Below are 16,305 nucleotides of genomic sequence, written 5' to 3'. Positions count from 1 at the left end.
GACTTATCAGCAATTTAACTAGGCGATTGCGGGAATAAATCTCTATCCAGGACAGCAAATAGCGTCCGACGTGCATTGAATCTTAGAAACGGTAGCCCAGTGAAAGTTGAAGCTGACGTCCTGGCAGCGCCGACGTGGGCTGACCAAACGCTGACGAGGTGAGCGTCCCGACGTATTTCTGATAGTTGGAGTAGTTGAATACGTTGAACGCAGAGAGCCCCGCACTCAGAAACTTTTCGTTGTCCTTGGAATGCCGTCCAATCCTGAAGTCATGGCTGTAAAGCACATCGAAACTGATGGTGGCTGCAGCCTGAAGTGTGTTTCGCGCGACACCACTGGGGCGAGCATTGCCAAGGCCCGTATGGAAGTCGTCATTACCCGTAATTTCGGTGTAGGGAAGACCGGAATAGAGCGTTGCGGCAACACCGAGAGAGTACCAGCGGTCTGGCAACAGTCTGCCGATCATGTCGAATTTGTGTCGCCGATCCATATCCCCACGCCCCCATTCAAGGTTCGGGTGGTACTGATCCTGCGGATACATTGAGATGCCACCGCTATTGTTCATCAGGCGTGCAAACACATACTGGGCCTGCCCGCTGAAATACTGACCAATCTCTCCTCGAAAACCGAGGTCTAATGAGTTCAGCATTGCTCGGCCGCTGGATTCCACACTCTGGATTCGACCGTAGCTGGAATCCGGACGCGGAAAGTCCATGCCAATCTGTGCGTTGGGTGGAAGCACAGGCGCATTGATGTCGACGGACCGAAACGACTTGATCTGAGTCAGGCCACGATACTCTGCGCTGAACCTTCCTTTCTTCCCAACGCGACGTTCAACACCAGCACTATATTGGAAGGAATATGGGCTGCGTACATGCGGAGCGAATTGCGCGATGTTGGTTGGAAGGGCATCCAACACAGGGCCGGACGGCAGAGGGAAGTTCGGATTCTGTACCTGAACCTGCCGCAGGTTCACCCCGTCGTGGAGTCTTACCGTGGCAGGAAAGTCACCACCGGTGAAGTCATAAAACACACCACTGCCTGTACGCAGAATGGTGCGGCCATTGCCAGGAGCATACGCAACAGAAAATCGTGGGGCGAAGTTATTATTGTCGCCGAGGAAGCTTTGACGGTCATAACGGAGGCCTGCAGTTAACTGCAGCTTTGGGGTCAGCCGTACCTGATCCTGGATGTACGCACCGAATTCGTTCATCCAGTACACAGTGCGACCCAAGCCCCGTTGAACGGTGTACACATACGGTTTGTTCGACGCAAGCGTACTGAGAGACGCGTACTGCAGCGTGCCGAGCCGGTTGGTGTGGTCGTCAACAGCGCGCCGACTGACTTGCGGTAGTTGAATCGCACCCGTGATGTAATGCCGGCCATGGCTCCAGGCGACGACATCGTTTAAGTGGAAGGTGTTTTCCGTCAGATGCTGATCGGATTGTGCGCCACCACCGGTGAAGGCGCCACTAACGACAACGGATGGTGCCATGGTTGTGCTGACGTTGTTGTCCTCGTCCTTTTCGATCATCATTTGGAACTGATTCACAAGATTTGGAGTGACGATCCATCGATGCGTGAGATACAGATCGTCCTCGCGGTTCGCTCGGTTATAGCCAGCCTCTGGGAGCACCAGGCCTCCGACACCGAAGTTCTGGTTGGTGTTGAGTCGTGTGGCGTAGCGGATGTTCAGTCGACTGTTCTCCGAGAAGTCGTGCGTGATTCCACCAGAGGCTGTTAGCCGCCGGTTTGGTGTGGAGACGTTCTCGTTAATCACACCATGGGGTCCGATGGCGTTGACGATGGCCGCGGTGTCTTGTTCCTGTCGCGACATGGAGAGAATGAAATTGGTCTTCCTTCCATGTCCCACGGGGCCAGACAAATGCCCTTCATAAATGCGGCGGGATTCCGGTGGCTTTACTACTGCAAAATGATTTTTCGCGTTGAATACCGCATCACGAAAGGTGAAGTTCAATTCGCCATGAAATTGTGCTGAGCCGGGCTTGGTGAGAACCTCGATGCGCCCTCTGCCGGGGCGTTGATACTCCAGAGAATAGGGATCATTGTTGATGTGAATCTCCTGGATGGCAGAGGCGGAAACGTTAAGGTTCTTAACTTGCACGCCGTCCACGATGATGGTGACACCTCCGGACGAACCGGATGCGTCGTCGAGAAACGCGGACATGGTGGCGATGGGATCTTGATCGAAAATGGGCGCTTTCCGCAACTGCTCGCCGGTGACCTTTACCGTGTCGGTGTTGGCTGCGGGGTCGACGGAGAGAGGCTCTTCCGCGACGACTTGCACGTCCTGTGTGATCGATTCCGCGGCGAGCGTGATCTTAAATGCGTCAACCGTGGCGTCGAGTCGCAGGTGCGTGCGTAGTGCGGCAAATGTGTTGTATGCGGGAACTGATAGGTCGTATCGTCCAGAGGGCAAGGAACGGAACACGAAATGGCCGGCAGAGTCTGAGTGTGTCTCAGCGACGATCTTGTCTGAAGCGTCAAGGATTTGAATCGTCGCACCAGGAATCACAGCATCGGTGGAATCAACAACAGAGCCATGGAATGAAACAGCTTGTTGTGCACTGACGGAGCAGATTACGGGAAGAGTAAGGCTCCATGCCAGAAGTTGTGTTGAAACGCGCATAGCGTTTAGTTTCGCGTTTCATTCTGGAGATTCGGTGAAGACGGCACTGTTGCTTAGAGGCAATTCGATATCGAATACAGAACCCTGCAATGGGACACTGGTAACGGAAATGGTTCCGTTGTGACGCAGGATGAATGATTGCGCGATCGAGAGCCCAAGCCCGGCACCTCCGGTGCGACGCGAACGGTCTCTCGATACTCTGTAAAAGCGCTCAAAAATACGCGGAAGATCTTGTTCGTGGATACCGATGCCAGTATCCCGAATGGAAACTATCGCTGTCTCCTGGATACCTCGGCGATTGCACTTCATCGAAACTTCGATTGTGCCACCAGCAGGCGTGTATTTGACTGCGTTTTCAAGGATGATCAGAAACACGCGACGAAGTGCGTCAGTGTCTCCTATGACAATGCATGGCGTAACCAATGTTGCTGTCAGTGTGATCTCAGCGGTTTCCGCAAGAATACGGACGTCACGTATTGCGTCTGCTATGCAGGTGCCCAGGTCCAATGGTTCAAATGAGGTCTCGGGCTCTCTGCAATCCGTGCGCGCAAGCACGAGCAGATCCTCGATCAAGCGCCCCATGCGATCCGTTTGCATCAACACCGTTCGCCAAGCTTGCTGATGTTCATCTGGTGTGCGGTCGGCCATAAGGATGACTTCGCCGGTGGTTTGGACAATTGCAACGGGCGTTCTAAGTTCATGCGACGCATCGGCAGTGAAACGAGCGATGGTGTCGAACGAAGCCTCCAACCGAGTCAACATTTCGTTCGCCGTCGCTGCGAGGCGCTCTAGCTCATCTCCCGCACCATCTACAATCAAGCGTTCCGACAGGTTTGAGGTTGTAATGCGCGCGAGTGTCGCTTCGAAATCTTCAACTGGCTTAAGAGAGCGTCCGCCTAACCAATGCCCTCCGAGAATGGCCAGGCTCAGGATCAAAGGCAGTGTCGTTATAAACATCCATTCAAGCTTCTCCACCATTTCCGAGAACTCATTCAACGGCAGCGCGATCTGCACAATCGCTTCATCAAATGGACCTGTCAGGACTCGCATCAATCGATGGTTGATGCGAACCGTCCTCAGCGAACCATTGTCCGAAAACTTACTTTGCTGCTGCGGAGGAGGAAGGGCTCGAAGCGCGTCGGAACGATAGAGAAACTGACCCTTGGAATCGCTAATCTGCATCCAGGCGCCGGCTGGACCCAGTGCTTCCTGATCTTCTAGAACCTCGGCCCAGTCCACTCTTGTCTTCGTTTCTGAAAGAGTCTCTTTTGCCGCCTGAAATCGTGCTCGAAGTTCAAGGTCCACCGTCTCTTCGTAGGCGTGTCGCACGGAGTACAGAACAAATACACTGGTCAACGCAAATGTGACCAGAAGTAATAGCGCGGTTAACAAAGTGATACGGAATCGCAGCGTTCGCGGAAATGCGAAATTCTTCACGCGCATTCCCGAACCACATACCCGTAACCGCGCACGGTATGAATCACACGCTGCTGCCCGTTACGTTCAAGCTTGTCTCGAAGCGATTTGATGTATGAGTCTACGGTGTTGTATTCGACCTCTTCCGCGGGACCCCAGGCGCTGTCGATGATGGAATCGCGTGAGGCGACGCGCCCCGCACGACGCATCAGGTGTTCCAGAATGCGATATTCCGTAGGCGTGATGCTGACAGCATGCCCCCCGCTGATGACGTGATGTGCAATCGGATCAAGTGAGAGATCACTCACTCTTAACACATCTGTGGGCGGTTGCACGGATCGTCGGGAAAGGGCGCGAAGCCTAGCCAACAGAACCTTCATGGAAAATGGTTTCACCAGATAGTCATCGGCGCCCGCGTCCAGACCCATAACGATGTCTTCGTTGCTGTCTCTTGCCGTGAGCATGAGGATCGGTGTGTCGATCATCTTGCGGCGAAGCGATCGTGCCACTTCCAGCCCGTTGCGGATCGGCATCATGATATCGAGAATCAATGCGTCATAAGCATGGACTTCTGCCAAATGAAGTGCCTCTTCACCATCCATCGCCAACGCTACCGTGTGATTGTGTTCGGTTAGTCCCCGACGCAGAACCAGCGCGAGTTCCTCTTCGTCTTCGGCGACCATAATCAACATTTGAGTTTGACCGTATCTCGGAATTCTGGTGATTGTCTGGGGACGGCGCTTTCTATCCATCGTGCAGGCCGTAGCAAAGATAGAGTCGCTCGCCCGACCTTAACGGTGTCTTAAGAACGTTTGCGGGCCGGTGCAGAATCGATGCCTTAAGGATGCATTAAGCGTTTAGGAGTAACCTCCACCATATGATTCGCAGAACGATCTGCGCAGATAATCTGGAAGGTAAATCACCGATGCGTGCCATGCCCTTGTTCGCCGCAATTCTGACTACGACTGCAAGTCTGTTGGCGCAGTCTCCCGCGTCTTACCATGTGAGTCATACGTACGTGCTGGGTGGAACTGGTGGTTGGGACTACATCATCCCTGATCCTTCGAGTCATCGCCTCTTTATCGCGCGAGAGGATCGCGTGATGGTTGTCGACGAGGAGACAGGCAAGCTCACTGCCGAGATCAAAGAGATTCATGGAGCGCACGGCACGGCGATTGCAACCGGTACGGGACACGGCTTCCTCACGTCCAGTGAAGACAAGTCGGTCGTTATGTTCGACACAAAAACGCTCGCAATTCTGAAACGGATTCCAGCTGCAGACGATGCCGATGCGATTGTGTATGACAACGTCTCTGGCCGAGTCTTCAGCCTGAATGGCGACGCGAATTCTACGACTGTGATAGACGCGAAGCAAGGAACACTTATAAAAAATCTACCCCTTGGTGGCAAGCCTGAGTACGGTGCGGCCGCAGGAGACGGCAAACTCTACGTCAACCTGGAGGATAAGAACGAAATCGCAGAGGTCGACACGGCCAAGCTGGCTGTGACGCGCCGCTGGTCAACGGGGACATGCAAGCTCCCGGTATCCATGGCGATCGATACGAAACATCATCGGCTTTTCAGCGGATGCCGTAGCGGCGTCATGGCTGTGTCTGACTACGTTGCCGGGAAGGTTATAACGACTTTGCCGATTGAAAAAGGAGTTGATGGTGGTGGTTTTGATCCGGCTTTAGGCGATATTTTCATGTCCAATGCGGACGGCACTCTGTCGGTGTTTCATCAGGATGGCCCAGATACCTATCACGCTGTGCAAAGTGTTGTGACGCCGGTCGGCTCCAGAAATCTTGGCGTCGATCCAGTGAAGCATCGTGTTTATTTGGTGTCGGCAAAGTTTGGCCCCATGACCGCGGGGGGCAAGAGAGGCCCAGTGTTACCGGATACATTCACCCTGATGGTTGTTGAACGATAACCCAGTACATCGTGTCGAACGTAACGTTCGTGTCGGATCGTTGCAGGTGAGAATTCTTCTCAAGCTAAAGTCAGCCATACATCGTTTGCAGGATCGTCGCAGAAATTAGAGTTGATCTCAATCGAGGATTCAAGCAAACGATGCGTGGGGCTACAAAGCCGGTTTGGAGCCTCGCGTTCGACGCGAACCAACTGATTGCTTTAGAGAAAAGACCTTCGACGGATGGCTCGATGACGAGACGCACTGATCTAAGAGAATCAAGCGGCTGTGTAGAGATGGGAACTCTCCACAGCCCCCCTGCTCTATTCACTATTCTTCGTGGCTAAGGGGCTGGCCATCCGGGCCAACCTGAACCTCTCCATGATGTGATCCCTTCACCGTCGAGCCTTCATAGGCAACCAATTTGCCACGTTTTGTCAGGGACTCCACTTTGACGATCTTGGCATCTTTTGCCTTGGCCATCAGTCCGGCCTTCACACTCGCACTCAGTCTGTCGAAAGGAACCTCTTCTTCGACTTCTGTTAATGTTCCGTCCGCGCTGATCTGCAGATCGCGTGAATGTCCCGACACCATGGTCTCGACTTCGTACACTCGAGCGCCACGTTCTATTTCGGTAAGATAGCCCTTCACCATAGCGCCCGAGGTTTCGCGCTGCGCTGTGGCGCGAACCGCAGCCGGTAATTGCGCCTCCGTGATCTTTTTGTCCGCATCGGCGTAGCAGGCAACACTGCTGGCCAGCATCAGTACGGTGGGAACGACGAGTTTCTTCATAGGATCCTCCAACGGGAACTGCTTGCGATGAGTTTCGCGTTTCATTCTGGAGATCTCATGGCAATGCTCCGTCCTATCTCTTACTCAAAGCAACCTCAATCTCGGTACCACGTGGGAACGTGGTCTGGTGGCCGCGCGCAATGAAGTGAAAGTAGACAGATTGCCAGCGCATAATAGGCAAATCCTTGGACGATGTTTCGGTCGCATGTCGTAAGCGAGACGACGCGCGCAATGAGACCAAATCCGTTGGAAGCAACAGTCGACGAGCCTATTCCAGCATTTGTTCCTTGATCGTGGTCGTCAGGGGCTGATGCGATCGCAAGTGCGCCAAGGATCAGTGACTCGGCATACTTGGCTGGACCATCGCTGGCCTTGATCTGTCCTTCCTCATCCATCGTGACGTGTTCGCCTTCCGAAGGCTCCGCAGCGGATAACCGTCCGTGCACCTCCAACGCTTGCGGCGCGGATCCGGCGTTTTCGTTAGAGGTCACAGCAGCAGGTATGTCCACAGAGGCGAACGTAAAACGCAAACTTCCATTGCGACCAAACCATCGCGCGGACTTCGCACGAACCACCTTCCGTGCAGCACCGCTCCTTCCGGCACGATCAGTTTAGTTTTGTCTGCAGAGAAAAACGGCCGCGTGATCACACCATCGACTACGTCTCCACGATGGTCGCGACCCGAGGACAACGAGGTCATCAAACTCGCCCGGAGTGTGCCCTCAGGCAGCATGCCGTGCAGCTTCTCTACGTCGTACGTAGGTCGAACGACATCCGGTGCGGAGGAGTCCTGGCTCAGCGGTGCGTTGAAGTGCGTGTTTCGCCATAGAAACTGCGGATGGTAGGGCAATTGATCGCCCATTTCTCTACGACGTCGACATAGTGGTGGTCTTTGAGCTGGCTCTTGGCCTGATCCCTTGCTTCCGAGATGGAATCGCTCACGGTGCCTCGGATCGAACGCTTCTTCTGTTGAACGCCAAGTGTGATCATCTGGCGTCGGTGACTTCGGCCGGAGCGTCGATCCGAATCGTTGATGCGAGCTGTTCAGTACGCGCAGGCACTTCAATACGTTCGAAAGCAATGTCCGGGATACGCGGTGGCATGAAGTCCGCCGCAAGCAACGGTACCGCACGCTCTGGTCTAGGGTGTCATCCGCTGCCCTGTATGTTGTTGAAAGTACGCTATCTTTTTGATTCGATTCCTACTGCGTCCACTATCGAATAATAAACCTTATGAAATTTCGCTCCGCTTGTCTCAAAGGCTCTTTGGGAGACTTTCCCGTTGCGGTCGGCGTTTATTCATGATGCAAGTTCCGCCCTATTTGCTTGGTTGGCGGTAGCGAGTTGGCAGAACGGAAGCCGTTCTGCCAACTCGTATCTAATGATTTACTTCACTACGATGGTGGCGTTGATCGTCTGAGTGGAAGCACTAGACAAAGTGAGCGTCACAGGAACCGTGTATGTTCCGGGGCTTGCATTAGGGCTGGTTGAACCGCAACCGGACAACCCCGTCATTGCAACAAACCCGCAGCAAACAACGGCCAGCATCAACAGGCGCGGAAGCAGACGTCGTGTCCGTGGCCTTAAGAGCGCAAACATGGAGCACGGCAAGAGCAGCGCTAGCGCGAGGAGACTGCTTCCTCGTGATCCTCGATGGCCCGTGGTGGGATCCAGCATTGCCGTTGTTGCAGTTGATGCTGTGTTGATGGTGAGTGTGTCAGTTGCAGTTGTCGTGCTGGACGTTATGGTCACCGATGGTGGAGCGAAGGAGCAGGTGACGTGTGCAGGTAGCGTGCCGCAGGAGAAGGTCACCGTTCCGGTGTAACCACCTGTAGGTGTAAGCGTAAGGGTGAGCGTCCCTGAGCTTCCGCTGGTGATTGTCAGGCTGTCAGGGCTGAACGCAGCGGAGATGCCAACGGCGACGACAGTCTCTGATAACACTGCCGAAGTACTACCCGTTGAGGTTCCATTTCCCGCGTAGACCGCGGTGATAGGAAAGATGCCTGCGCTGGTAAATGTAGTGGTGAAGGTGGCAACGCCAGAGTTGTTCAGATTGCCTGTGCCGAGAGGTGTGCTGCCGTTGTAGAAGGTCACCACTCCATTGGGCACGCCGGTTGTTGCGCTTACCGTAGCGGTAAAAGTAACGCTTTGCCCAACCGCTGTAGAGACCGCAGAAGAACTGAGCGTGGTTGTGCTGACGGCCAGTGCAGCCGCTGCAATATTGATGTTGAAAGTCTTGGTCGTAGCTGCTGGCGTGCCTTCGTTGTCGAGGATTTGGATGGTGAAGGTGGAGACCTGTTGCGTTGTGGGTGTGCCGGAGATAACGCCGCTGTCGGCATTCAGAGTAAGGCCTGCCGGAAGCGCGCCATTAATGATTGACCATTTATAGGGCTGGGTGCCACCGGTGGGCGTCAGGCCCGCGGAGTACTGCGTACCCACCTTTCCGTCCCCAACAGTCGTATCGGTGATGTCGAGTCCTGAGATGACTGTGAGAGGGTAAGTTGCAGAGTCAGTCATCTGCGGTGTGCTGGAGTCAGTGACTTTAACCGAGATCGTAGCGTTGCCGAACTGTTGCGGCGTACCGCTTAGAATGCCGCTTGCAGCGTTCAGAGCGATGCCTTTGGGCAGCGTACCGCTGGTCAGGCTCCAGGTGAAAGGGGCGGTACCGCCGGTCGTCCCTAGAACAACGGAGTAATTCTTGCCGACCTGTGCGGTGGGGACGGTCGTCGTGGTGATGGCGAGGGTGGGTGGAACGATATCGAGGCTGACGGAGCCAGAGACGATTGCGGGTGTGCCCTCGGAATCCTTGACCTGAACGGAGAAGCCAGCAGCGGCGGGTGTGGTGGGTGTTCCGGAAAAGACGCCGCTGGAGGGAGAGAAGACGATACCGTCAGGCAGCTTGCCGGACAGCAACGACCAGCTATAGGGAGCCTTACCGCCGGACGCTGAAAGGGCCTGCGTGTACTTGACGCCCACCGTAGCCTTGGGTAGCGAGATGGTGTTAATGATGAGTCCGGACTTTACCGAGAGTGTGACGATGCCATTTGCCGTGTTGGGCTGGGATGCAGAGTCTTTGACCTGAAACGAAAGGCTTGCGTCAACAAACTGATCCGGTGTGCCGGAGACAACGCCGGTCGTGGGATCAAAGGAGAGACCGGAAGGAATCACGCCGGAGAGTTGCGACCAGGTGTAGGGCGGTGTTCCACCTGTAGCTGCAAGAGCCTGCGAGTATGCATTGCCAACAGTCGCGCTGGGTAAGGACGTCGTCTGCACCGTGAGCAGATTGCCAACGACGAGCGTTCCTGTTCCCGTTTCTGTTCCACCGCAGTTGAGCACATAGGTATACGTGCCTTCCTGGGTGGGGGTGAGGGTTGCACTGCCACCGAAGCCTGAGCTGGTGGCTGCACCATACTGCGGTCCACTCCATGCGCCGGACCCGGCAGGCATACCGAGCACTGAGGCGTGGCACTGTTGAGCTGTCGTTGAGTAGGCGTTTGATACCGACCACTTCAAGGTGACGGGTTGATTCGCGTTGACAGTGGTGGGCGAGAAGGTGATCTGGATGGGCCCCTTCAGAGCAGGCTTGAGAGCGAGATTGAAAAACGAGCCAGGGACGTAGTTCTCTGTTCCGGTGAGACCGAGTTCGTTGGTGCCATAGAAGCTGCCGTCGTTCGCTTGTACGAGTGGACCGTAGGGGATGCCGGAGTCCTTCGTGCCGAGGAAGCTGTAGAGCACGGTTTCCGTACCGGAAGGCTGCATCTGGAACAGAACGCCACAACCAGAGAAGGGGGCGCAGCCAGTGTTGCTGCCCGCATAGCGCGTAGCGCCATAAAAGTTTCCGTCGCTACCCAGGGTGAGGTAAGGGCTGGGGTCTCGACCGTCAGCCTGACCGGTGAAGTTGTACAGAACCTGAAAATTGCCGGTGTTGGAGATCTTGTAAAAGTTGCCGTTGGTTTTGTAGGTATCAAGCGGTGCAGGGAGTTGGGCATCGGGCGTACCGGTATACCCGAAGGCCTTATTCGTTCCGTAAAAACTGCCATCAGGGCCTTGTGTGAGTGGGCCGAAGGGCTGTGTCCCCTCGCTGCCATCAATGGCCAGGTTGTGCAGAGTGGTGAAGGATCCTGTGGAGGAGATGGAGAATATAGTACCCAGACCGAGGAAGTTTCCTTTGGAATCCTGGGGAGACTGCAGTGTGGTGCCGTAGAAGTTTCCGTCCGCGCCCTGGATGAGCGAGATGGGAAGCAGGCCGTCAGGGAAATTGCGGGCATCGCCTACTCGGGAGCCCGGAAACTCATGAAGAACGGTCATTGCGCCCGTCTTGCTTACCTTAAAGATCGTTCCGTAGTCAGTGCCGACCGGGCCACCAATTTGCGTTGTGCCATAAAGGAAACCGTCACTGCCTTCGACGAGCGGACCAGGATAACCCCCATACGGAAGGCTGGTTTCAATACCGTTCGTATACGCGTGAGTAAACGTAAAGATCACGCTGAAGGTTCCTGCAGGAGTGATCTTGAAGATCGTGCCGATGCCTCCAGCGCCGCCGATCAGCGCAGAGCCATAGAAGTTGCCATCGCTGGCTTCAATGATGGGGTTCGGCGACATGCCGTCTACGTTGTTCTGGCCGTCTACCTCATGAAAGGTGTGGAAGATGGTGGCTGTGCCATCGGGCTTGATCTTGGTGATGTAGCTGCAGGTGTCGGCAGGATTGTCTTCGCAGGAATAGGGCGTTGAGACCCGCATGGTGATGATGGACGTGGTGTAGAAGTTGCCATCGCTGGCCTGAATAGCACCTTCCCAGGTGTCGTTCAGATTGGAAGAAAGCGTGGTCAACTTCGGCTGTGCATACGCCGGCAGGCTCAGCACAAAGAGGCTGATGAGAAGACCAATTGAGAGAACGATGGCATGGAAAGTGGGACGGACCCGGGCAGAAAGCATGGAGCACCTCTTGGAGTTCTCGCCGCTCTTGCAGAAACTGCTATGCGTCGGCTACTGAGAGGTGCGGAAGCAAGCCAAACAATGACTCACCGCTTTCGAATTTTTTCGAGATTATTTTCCCGTTGAGACTGGCTACTTCAATTCAGCTTCCAGAAGACGCCGGGTGCGCGTCGTTCCTTCGCCTGGGCGTGCCGGAGCGAGCAGTGACAAACCTGCCCGAGCAGCGTCATGTGCCTTGTCCACATCGCCGACAGAGCGATAGGACTGCGCCAGAGTGAGACGATATATCGGCTTCTGCCCGTTCAGTGCAACGGCTCGCAGCGCGTACTGAATCTCCGCCTGCGGATCTGGTTGTGAAAGGGGCTTGATCCGAAGCAGATCCGTAGAAATCTGATCCAGAAGGAACACAGGAGCGTTGGCAGGCTGCACCAACTCATGCAATGTTCCCAGGCCTTGCTCTACTTTGGCTGCCCCTTGCGCCCGCTGTCCATTTGCCTGCTCCAGCACGCCGAGGCGCACTTGGACATCTGCCTGAGCTCCCTTCGATGTTTCGTCATGCGGGTTCCGCTTCATCAAAATCGAGTAGTTCACATCCGTTTGTTCCAATAGAGCAATCGCATGTGCTCGATACTCTGGGCGATTTGCATCGACCGGATTGAGCAACGGATTCATCAGCGATTCGTAGGAACCGGCTTCATTTTCCATGAAGGCATTCAGGTCCGCCAGGGCTCGATCATCTGTCGGGTCGGCCTTAACGTACGCAGCCATCGCGGGCCGGTATGTTTCGATTGTCTTGATAGAGCCAGCATAGTCGCCGGTTTCCGCCTGTGCCGCTGCATACTTGCGTGCGATTCCTCCGTACGTACGCGTGTAGGCAAACCCCTTTTTCAACTCGGCAGGATAGTTCTCCATTGCCTGCAGGCTGGCTTGGTATTGCTCCTTGGCTACCCACGGATCGCGGTCAAATTCTGTGTTGCCAATCTTCATCATCGAAATGGGAAGGCTGCGTCGCGCACGCGCAGAGTGCGGATCAGCCTGAAGAGCGCTCTGTTGAAAGCGAAGCGAAGCACGATAGGCGTCCCGAGCACCCTGTGAATCTCCCAGACTTAAGCGCCCTGTTTGTCCCAACACGTCTCCCAACCCACCATAAGCAGTCGCAGCTTCGCTCATCTGCAACGATGTCGCTTTGGGTGCAAGCGCCAGATCGCCAAAGGTCGTGCTGGCACGACGTAGGGACTCAACTGATTCCTTAAGACGTCCCATACCGAACAGGACCTCTCCTCGTGACTGCTCTGCCAATCCGTAGGCATGCTGCACAGCCGGATCATTGGGATGCAACGTCTTGAGCTTTTCCGTAATCACCACGGCCTTATCAAGACTTGCAAGGCCACCTACGGCATCGCCGATGTTCTGGTCATACTGATTGCCCTGTAGATTGCCGATCCTCGTGTAGCCATCTGCCACATCGAGCTGCGTCAACTGGTCGTCGGCGCCATCCGCTGACATACGATCAAGATGCTCCAACACACGTGTTACCAGCAGCTTTTGTGCGGACGTTGATCCTGGCAGTTCCTTGATTGCATCATCCAATTCAGACAAGAGACTGGCGCTGAGCTGGCGCAGATCCTCAGATCGAGATTCTGCCTTGCGGCGTTGCATATTGGCGTTGCGAGACTGCCATGCCACTCCCGCAACGCCCGCGATCACGCTAGCAAACAGCAGACTGGCCGCTCCAATTGCAAGCTTATTGCGACGGACGAACTTACCTACAAGATAGCTTCTGTTTCCACGTCGAGCCTGGACAGGTCTTTGTTCCAGATACGCCTGCACATCCGCGGCCATCTGGTCCACCGTCGCATAGCGTTCTTGTGGTTCCTTGCGCAGCGCCTTCAAGACGATACTGTCTACATCCGCATCGAGCTTGCCCAAAGTGCCGACCGCGCTGGGCCTCCGTGGCTCATGCCCACAGATCACTCGCACCATCTCTTCCGTGCTGAATTCATTTAGTTCATAGGGAGGAACGCCGGTGAGCAGAATGTAAAGTAGAACACCAAGAGAATAGATGTCGGAAGCAATCGTGATGGGTTGTCCCAGCACCTGCTCCGGGCTGGCGTAGCGCGGGGTAAACGTCTGAAATCCGGCCTGCGTCAGATCTCTCTCAGTGTTCGCCAATGGCGTCAGGATCTTGGCCGTGCCGAAATCCAGCAGATGCGGGTGGCCATCAGCGTCCACCAGGATGTTGTCTGGTTTCAGGTCGCGATGCACAATCAGGTTCTGATGCGCGTACTGAACCGCCTCGCAGACCTTGTGAAACAGCGCGAGTCTTTGACTGACGTTCAGCGAATGCGCTTCGCAGTATTGCGTGATCGAAACGCCTTCGATGTACTCCATCGCAAGGTACAGCTCACCATCCGGACTCACGCCTCCATCCAGCAAGCGCGCAATATACGGGTGGGACAGGCCAGCAAGTATCTGGCGTTCCGTGCGAAATCTGTCGCGGAAGAGATCGGTTGCAAGGGGCAAGTCGATTATCTTGATAGCGACTTGTTGCTGGAACTGGCCATCTACCCGATGAGCCAGATACACGGCACCCATGCCGCCTCGACCCAGGAGCTTATCCATGGCGTATGGGCCAATTCTGTGCGGCTCACCTGCGACCGGTTGTTCTGCCTCAGCAGCCTCTCTCTGGTAGCACTCTTCTGCCTCGTAGGCGATCACCAACGAGCGTATTTCTTTAAGCAGGGCGGCATCGTCGCCGCAGCGCTCCTCAAGAACAGTGCTACGTTCTGGCTCGCCAATTCCGATGATTTCGTGGAAGATCGTTTCCGTGCGCAGCAACCACTCGGCAGAATTATCCATTGGCCTCTTATGTGAAGCATTTTCTACAAGCTCTACATTGCAGTCTGCGTAAAACGGTACAACAGTGAATCACTTCGAGACTGGGGCCGTTACGTTCTCCGGATATAGACGGCGATACAACCATGCCTTCACAAAGCGCAGATCGCGATCAACCGTCGCCTTTGACACCTGCAACAAGCTTGCCGTCTCTTCTGCTGTGCAACCGAGAAAGAACCGCAACTCGACGAGCTGTACTTTGTAAGCATCCACCAGCTGCAGTTCCTCTAACGCGATGGAGAGTTGGAGAATCTCTGGACTACCGACATCCACCCAGAGCATGTCATCACTCAATGGCACATGTTGCAGACCACCTCCGCGACGTTGAGCTTTGTTACCTCTGGCATGGTCAATCAGAATGAGGCGCATAACCTTGGCGGAAAACGTGTAGAAATGCACACGGTCTTCCAACGCCGCCCGATTCTCACTCAACAACCTCAAATAGAGCTCGTGAACCAGCGCTGTCGCCTGCATCAATCCAGGTGTCCGTTCGCGCCGAATATAAGCCGCCGCGACTTCTCGGAGGTGCGGATAAACCAGCGGCATCAACTCTTCAAATGCCTGAGGTTCGCCATCTTTCCACTTGATGAGCAGTTGCGTAATCTCGCCCTGTACTGCCTTCATTCAGCCCAACCTGCAAACGACTTCTGGTGATGATTCAATCTACCTTTAAATCCGGGCCGATTCATCGAAAGTTTGTTCTATCCATTCCGACACCCTAGGATTTGTGCGCCCTCGGCTCGATCGAACAACTCTAGGGACGTCTGTTATCAGAGCAATGTTTCGCGAAATAGCCAGGGATGCGGCTCGGCTCAAGCGTCAGAATTGTTGCCGTTTGGATCTATTGAGAATGTCGATAGCCAGGATGAGGATTTCGAACTTCGTCAATCGTTGCTGAGGCGGGTAGAATTCGCGTGCCTTCGATGCTACAGGTTTTCCGAGAGTGAATGGAGAGGGCGATGGAGATGATGAATGATGTTTCGACGGGCCCTATGGGCCATGCTGATGCTGGCCACATCCACGGTCATGATGGCGCAAGCCGCCAACACACTTACGGACGCCGAGAAGAAAGACGGCTGGACGTTATTGTTCGATGGTAAGCAGTTGTCGCAGTGGCGTGGTGCCTACATGGATGCACTGCCGTCGCATGGGTGGGCGATTCATGATGGAGAGTTACGTGGCGAGTTCTCGGCGGGTATGGAGGCGGGCGATGGTGGCGATATTGTTACGCGGAAGACCTACTCGAACTTCGAAATGGTCTTTGACTGGAAGCTTGGAGCGGGCGGCAACAGTGGTGTGAAGTATTTCGTGGAAGAGCGTCAGCCTAAACCGCAGGGATCGCAACCTGGATACGAGTACCAGATCATTGACGACGCGCACTACATCTACATGGGCAAGCCTCTTGACCCGACGAAGAAGACTGCGGCTATCTATGACGTTGTGGCACCAAACAAGGGTGATACGTCAGTGGGGATGTGGCATACGTCTCGTATTCGCGTGCGCGGAAACCATATCGAACATTGGCTGGATGGGAAGAAAGTGATTGACGTAGAACGCACGTCGGCAGCGTTTCAGGAAGGCGTTGCGAAAAGCAAATTCCACGCTTATCCCAATTTTGCAGCGATTCATTCCGGGCACATCCTTTTGCAGGACCACGGCCATAATGTTGCGTTTCGCAACTTGAAGCTGAAGCAATTGCCGTAAGGAGA

The 16,305-nt window shown here is 54.8% G+C and carries 11 protein-coding genes; 2 read left to right on the top strand and 9 right to left on the bottom strand.

All coding sequences use genetic code 11. The features are described 5' to 3' along the window. Positions 1 to 82: 82 nt before the first annotated feature. The 3 genes from BLT38_RS11090 to BLT38_RS11080 are packed head-to-tail and all read right to left on the bottom strand — an operon-like array spanning position 83 to position 4,758. Complete coding sequence (locus tag BLT38_RS11090) at positions 83 to 2,650, bottom strand: TonB-dependent receptor (protein WP_083345231.1); 2,568 nt, start codon at positions 2,648 to 2,650, stop codon at positions 83 to 85. An 18-nt stretch (positions 2,651 to 2,668) separates the two neighbouring features. Next, positions 2,669 to 4,087 (bottom strand): sensor histidine kinase, encoded by a 1,419-nt coding sequence (locus BLT38_RS11085; RefSeq protein ID WP_172838232.1) that lies wholly within the window; start codon positions 4,085 to 4,087, stop codon positions 2,669 to 2,671. Further along, positions 4,084 to 4,758 carry a response regulator transcription factor gene (locus BLT38_RS11080; RefSeq protein WP_083345229.1) on the bottom strand — a complete coding sequence of 225 codons (675 nt, stop codon included), beginning with the start codon at positions 4,756 to 4,758 and terminating at the stop codon, positions 4,084 to 4,086. Before BLT38_RS11080 ends, BLT38_RS11085 begins: the two co-directional genes overlap by 4 nt. 185 nt (positions 4,759 to 4,943) lie before the next feature. Here BLT38_RS11080 and BLT38_RS11075 point away from each other — a divergent pair, with 185 nt between their 5' ends. Continuing rightward, complete coding sequence (locus BLT38_RS11075) at positions 4,944 to 5,996, top strand: YncE family protein (protein WP_083345228.1); 1,053 nt, start codon at positions 4,944 to 4,946, stop codon at positions 5,994 to 5,996. A 309-nt stretch (positions 5,997 to 6,305) separates the two neighbouring features. Here the strand turns inward: BLT38_RS11075 and BLT38_RS11070 are convergent, their stop codons facing one another. The 6 genes from BLT38_RS11070 to BLT38_RS11045 form a co-directional block, all read right to left on the bottom strand. Further along, a complete protein-coding gene (locus BLT38_RS11070; RefSeq protein ID WP_083345227.1) occupies positions 6,306 to 6,812 on the bottom strand; it encodes a hypothetical protein in 507 nt (168 codons plus the stop codon). 50 nt (positions 6,813 to 6,862) lie between these two features. Beyond that, positions 6,863 to 7,258 carry a hypothetical protein gene (locus BLT38_RS11065; protein ID WP_156785098.1) on the bottom strand — a complete coding sequence of 132 codons (396 nt, stop codon included), beginning with the start codon at positions 7,256 to 7,258 and terminating at the stop codon, positions 6,863 to 6,865. Then, on the bottom strand, positions 7,255 to 7,629 hold the full coding sequence (locus tag BLT38_RS20520) for a hypothetical protein (RefSeq protein WP_156785097.1): 375 nt from the start codon (positions 7,627 to 7,629) through the stop codon (positions 7,255 to 7,257). The genes BLT38_RS11065 and BLT38_RS20520 overlap by 4 nt, the downstream gene beginning before the upstream one ends. A gap of 523 nt (positions 7,630 to 8,152) precedes the next feature. Beyond that, a complete protein-coding gene (locus BLT38_RS11055) occupies positions 8,153 to 11,701 on the bottom strand; it encodes a choice-of-anchor tandem repeat GloVer-containing protein (protein ID WP_083345224.1) in 3,549 nt (1,182 codons plus the stop codon). A gap of 132 nt (positions 11,702 to 11,833) precedes the next feature. Then, positions 11,834 to 14,560 carry a serine/threonine protein kinase gene (locus BLT38_RS11050; protein ID WP_083345223.1) on the bottom strand — a complete coding sequence of 909 codons (2,727 nt, stop codon included), beginning with the start codon at positions 14,558 to 14,560 and terminating at the stop codon, positions 11,834 to 11,836. A 69-nt stretch (positions 14,561 to 14,629) separates the two neighbouring features. Next, positions 14,630 to 15,220, bottom strand: a complete 591-nt coding sequence (locus tag BLT38_RS11045; RefSeq protein ID WP_083345222.1) for an ECF-type sigma factor — start codon at positions 15,218 to 15,220, stop codon at positions 14,630 to 14,632. Positions 15,221 to 15,568: 348 nt separating this feature from the next. On the opposite strand from BLT38_RS11045, the gene BLT38_RS11040 reads away from it, so the two are divergent. Then, a complete protein-coding gene (locus tag BLT38_RS11040; protein ID WP_083345221.1) occupies positions 15,569 to 16,300 on the top strand; it encodes a 3-keto-disaccharide hydrolase in 732 nt (243 codons plus the stop codon). Positions 16,301 to 16,305: the final 5 nt, after the last annotated feature.

Source organism: Terriglobus roseus (assembly GCF_900102185.1).
Taxonomy (GTDB): Bacteria; Acidobacteriota; Terriglobia; order Terriglobales; family Acidobacteriaceae; genus Terriglobus; species Terriglobus roseus_A.
This window is presented reverse-complemented; position numbering and strand designations above follow the sequence as displayed.

Bases quoted from the DNA above. Each gene is read 5' to 3' on its own strand.
- BLT38_RS11090 (WP_083345231.1), bottom strand. From the start codon at position 2,650: ATGCGCGTTTCAACACAACTTCTGGCATGGAGCCTTACTCTTCCCGTA.
- BLT38_RS11080 (WP_083345229.1), bottom strand. From the start codon at position 4,758: ATGTTGATTATGGTCGCCGAAGACGAAGAGGAACTCGCGCTGGTTCTG.
- BLT38_RS11075 (WP_083345228.1), top strand. From the start codon at position 4,944: ATGATTCGCAGAACGATCTGCGCAGATAATCTGGAAGGTAAATCACCG.
- BLT38_RS11070 (WP_083345227.1), bottom strand. From the start codon at position 6,812: ATGAAACGCGAAACTCATCGCAAGCAGTTCCCGTTGGAGGATCCTATG.
- BLT38_RS20520 (WP_156785097.1), bottom strand. From the start codon at position 7,629: ATGGGCGATCAATTGCCCTACCATCCGCAGTTTCTATGGCGAAACACG.
- BLT38_RS11055 (WP_083345224.1), bottom strand. From the start codon at position 11,701: ATGCTTTCTGCCCGGGTCCGTCCCACTTTCCATGCCATCGTTCTCTCA.
- BLT38_RS11050 (WP_083345223.1), bottom strand. From the start codon at position 14,560: ATGGATAATTCTGCCGAGTGGTTGCTGCGCACGGAAACGATCTTCCAC.
- BLT38_RS11045 (WP_083345222.1), bottom strand. From the start codon at position 15,220: ATGAAGGCAGTACAGGGCGAGATTACGCAACTGCTCATCAAGTGGAAA.
- BLT38_RS11040 (WP_083345221.1), top strand. From the start codon at position 15,569: ATGATGTTTCGACGGGCCCTATGGGCCATGCTGATGCTGGCCACATCC.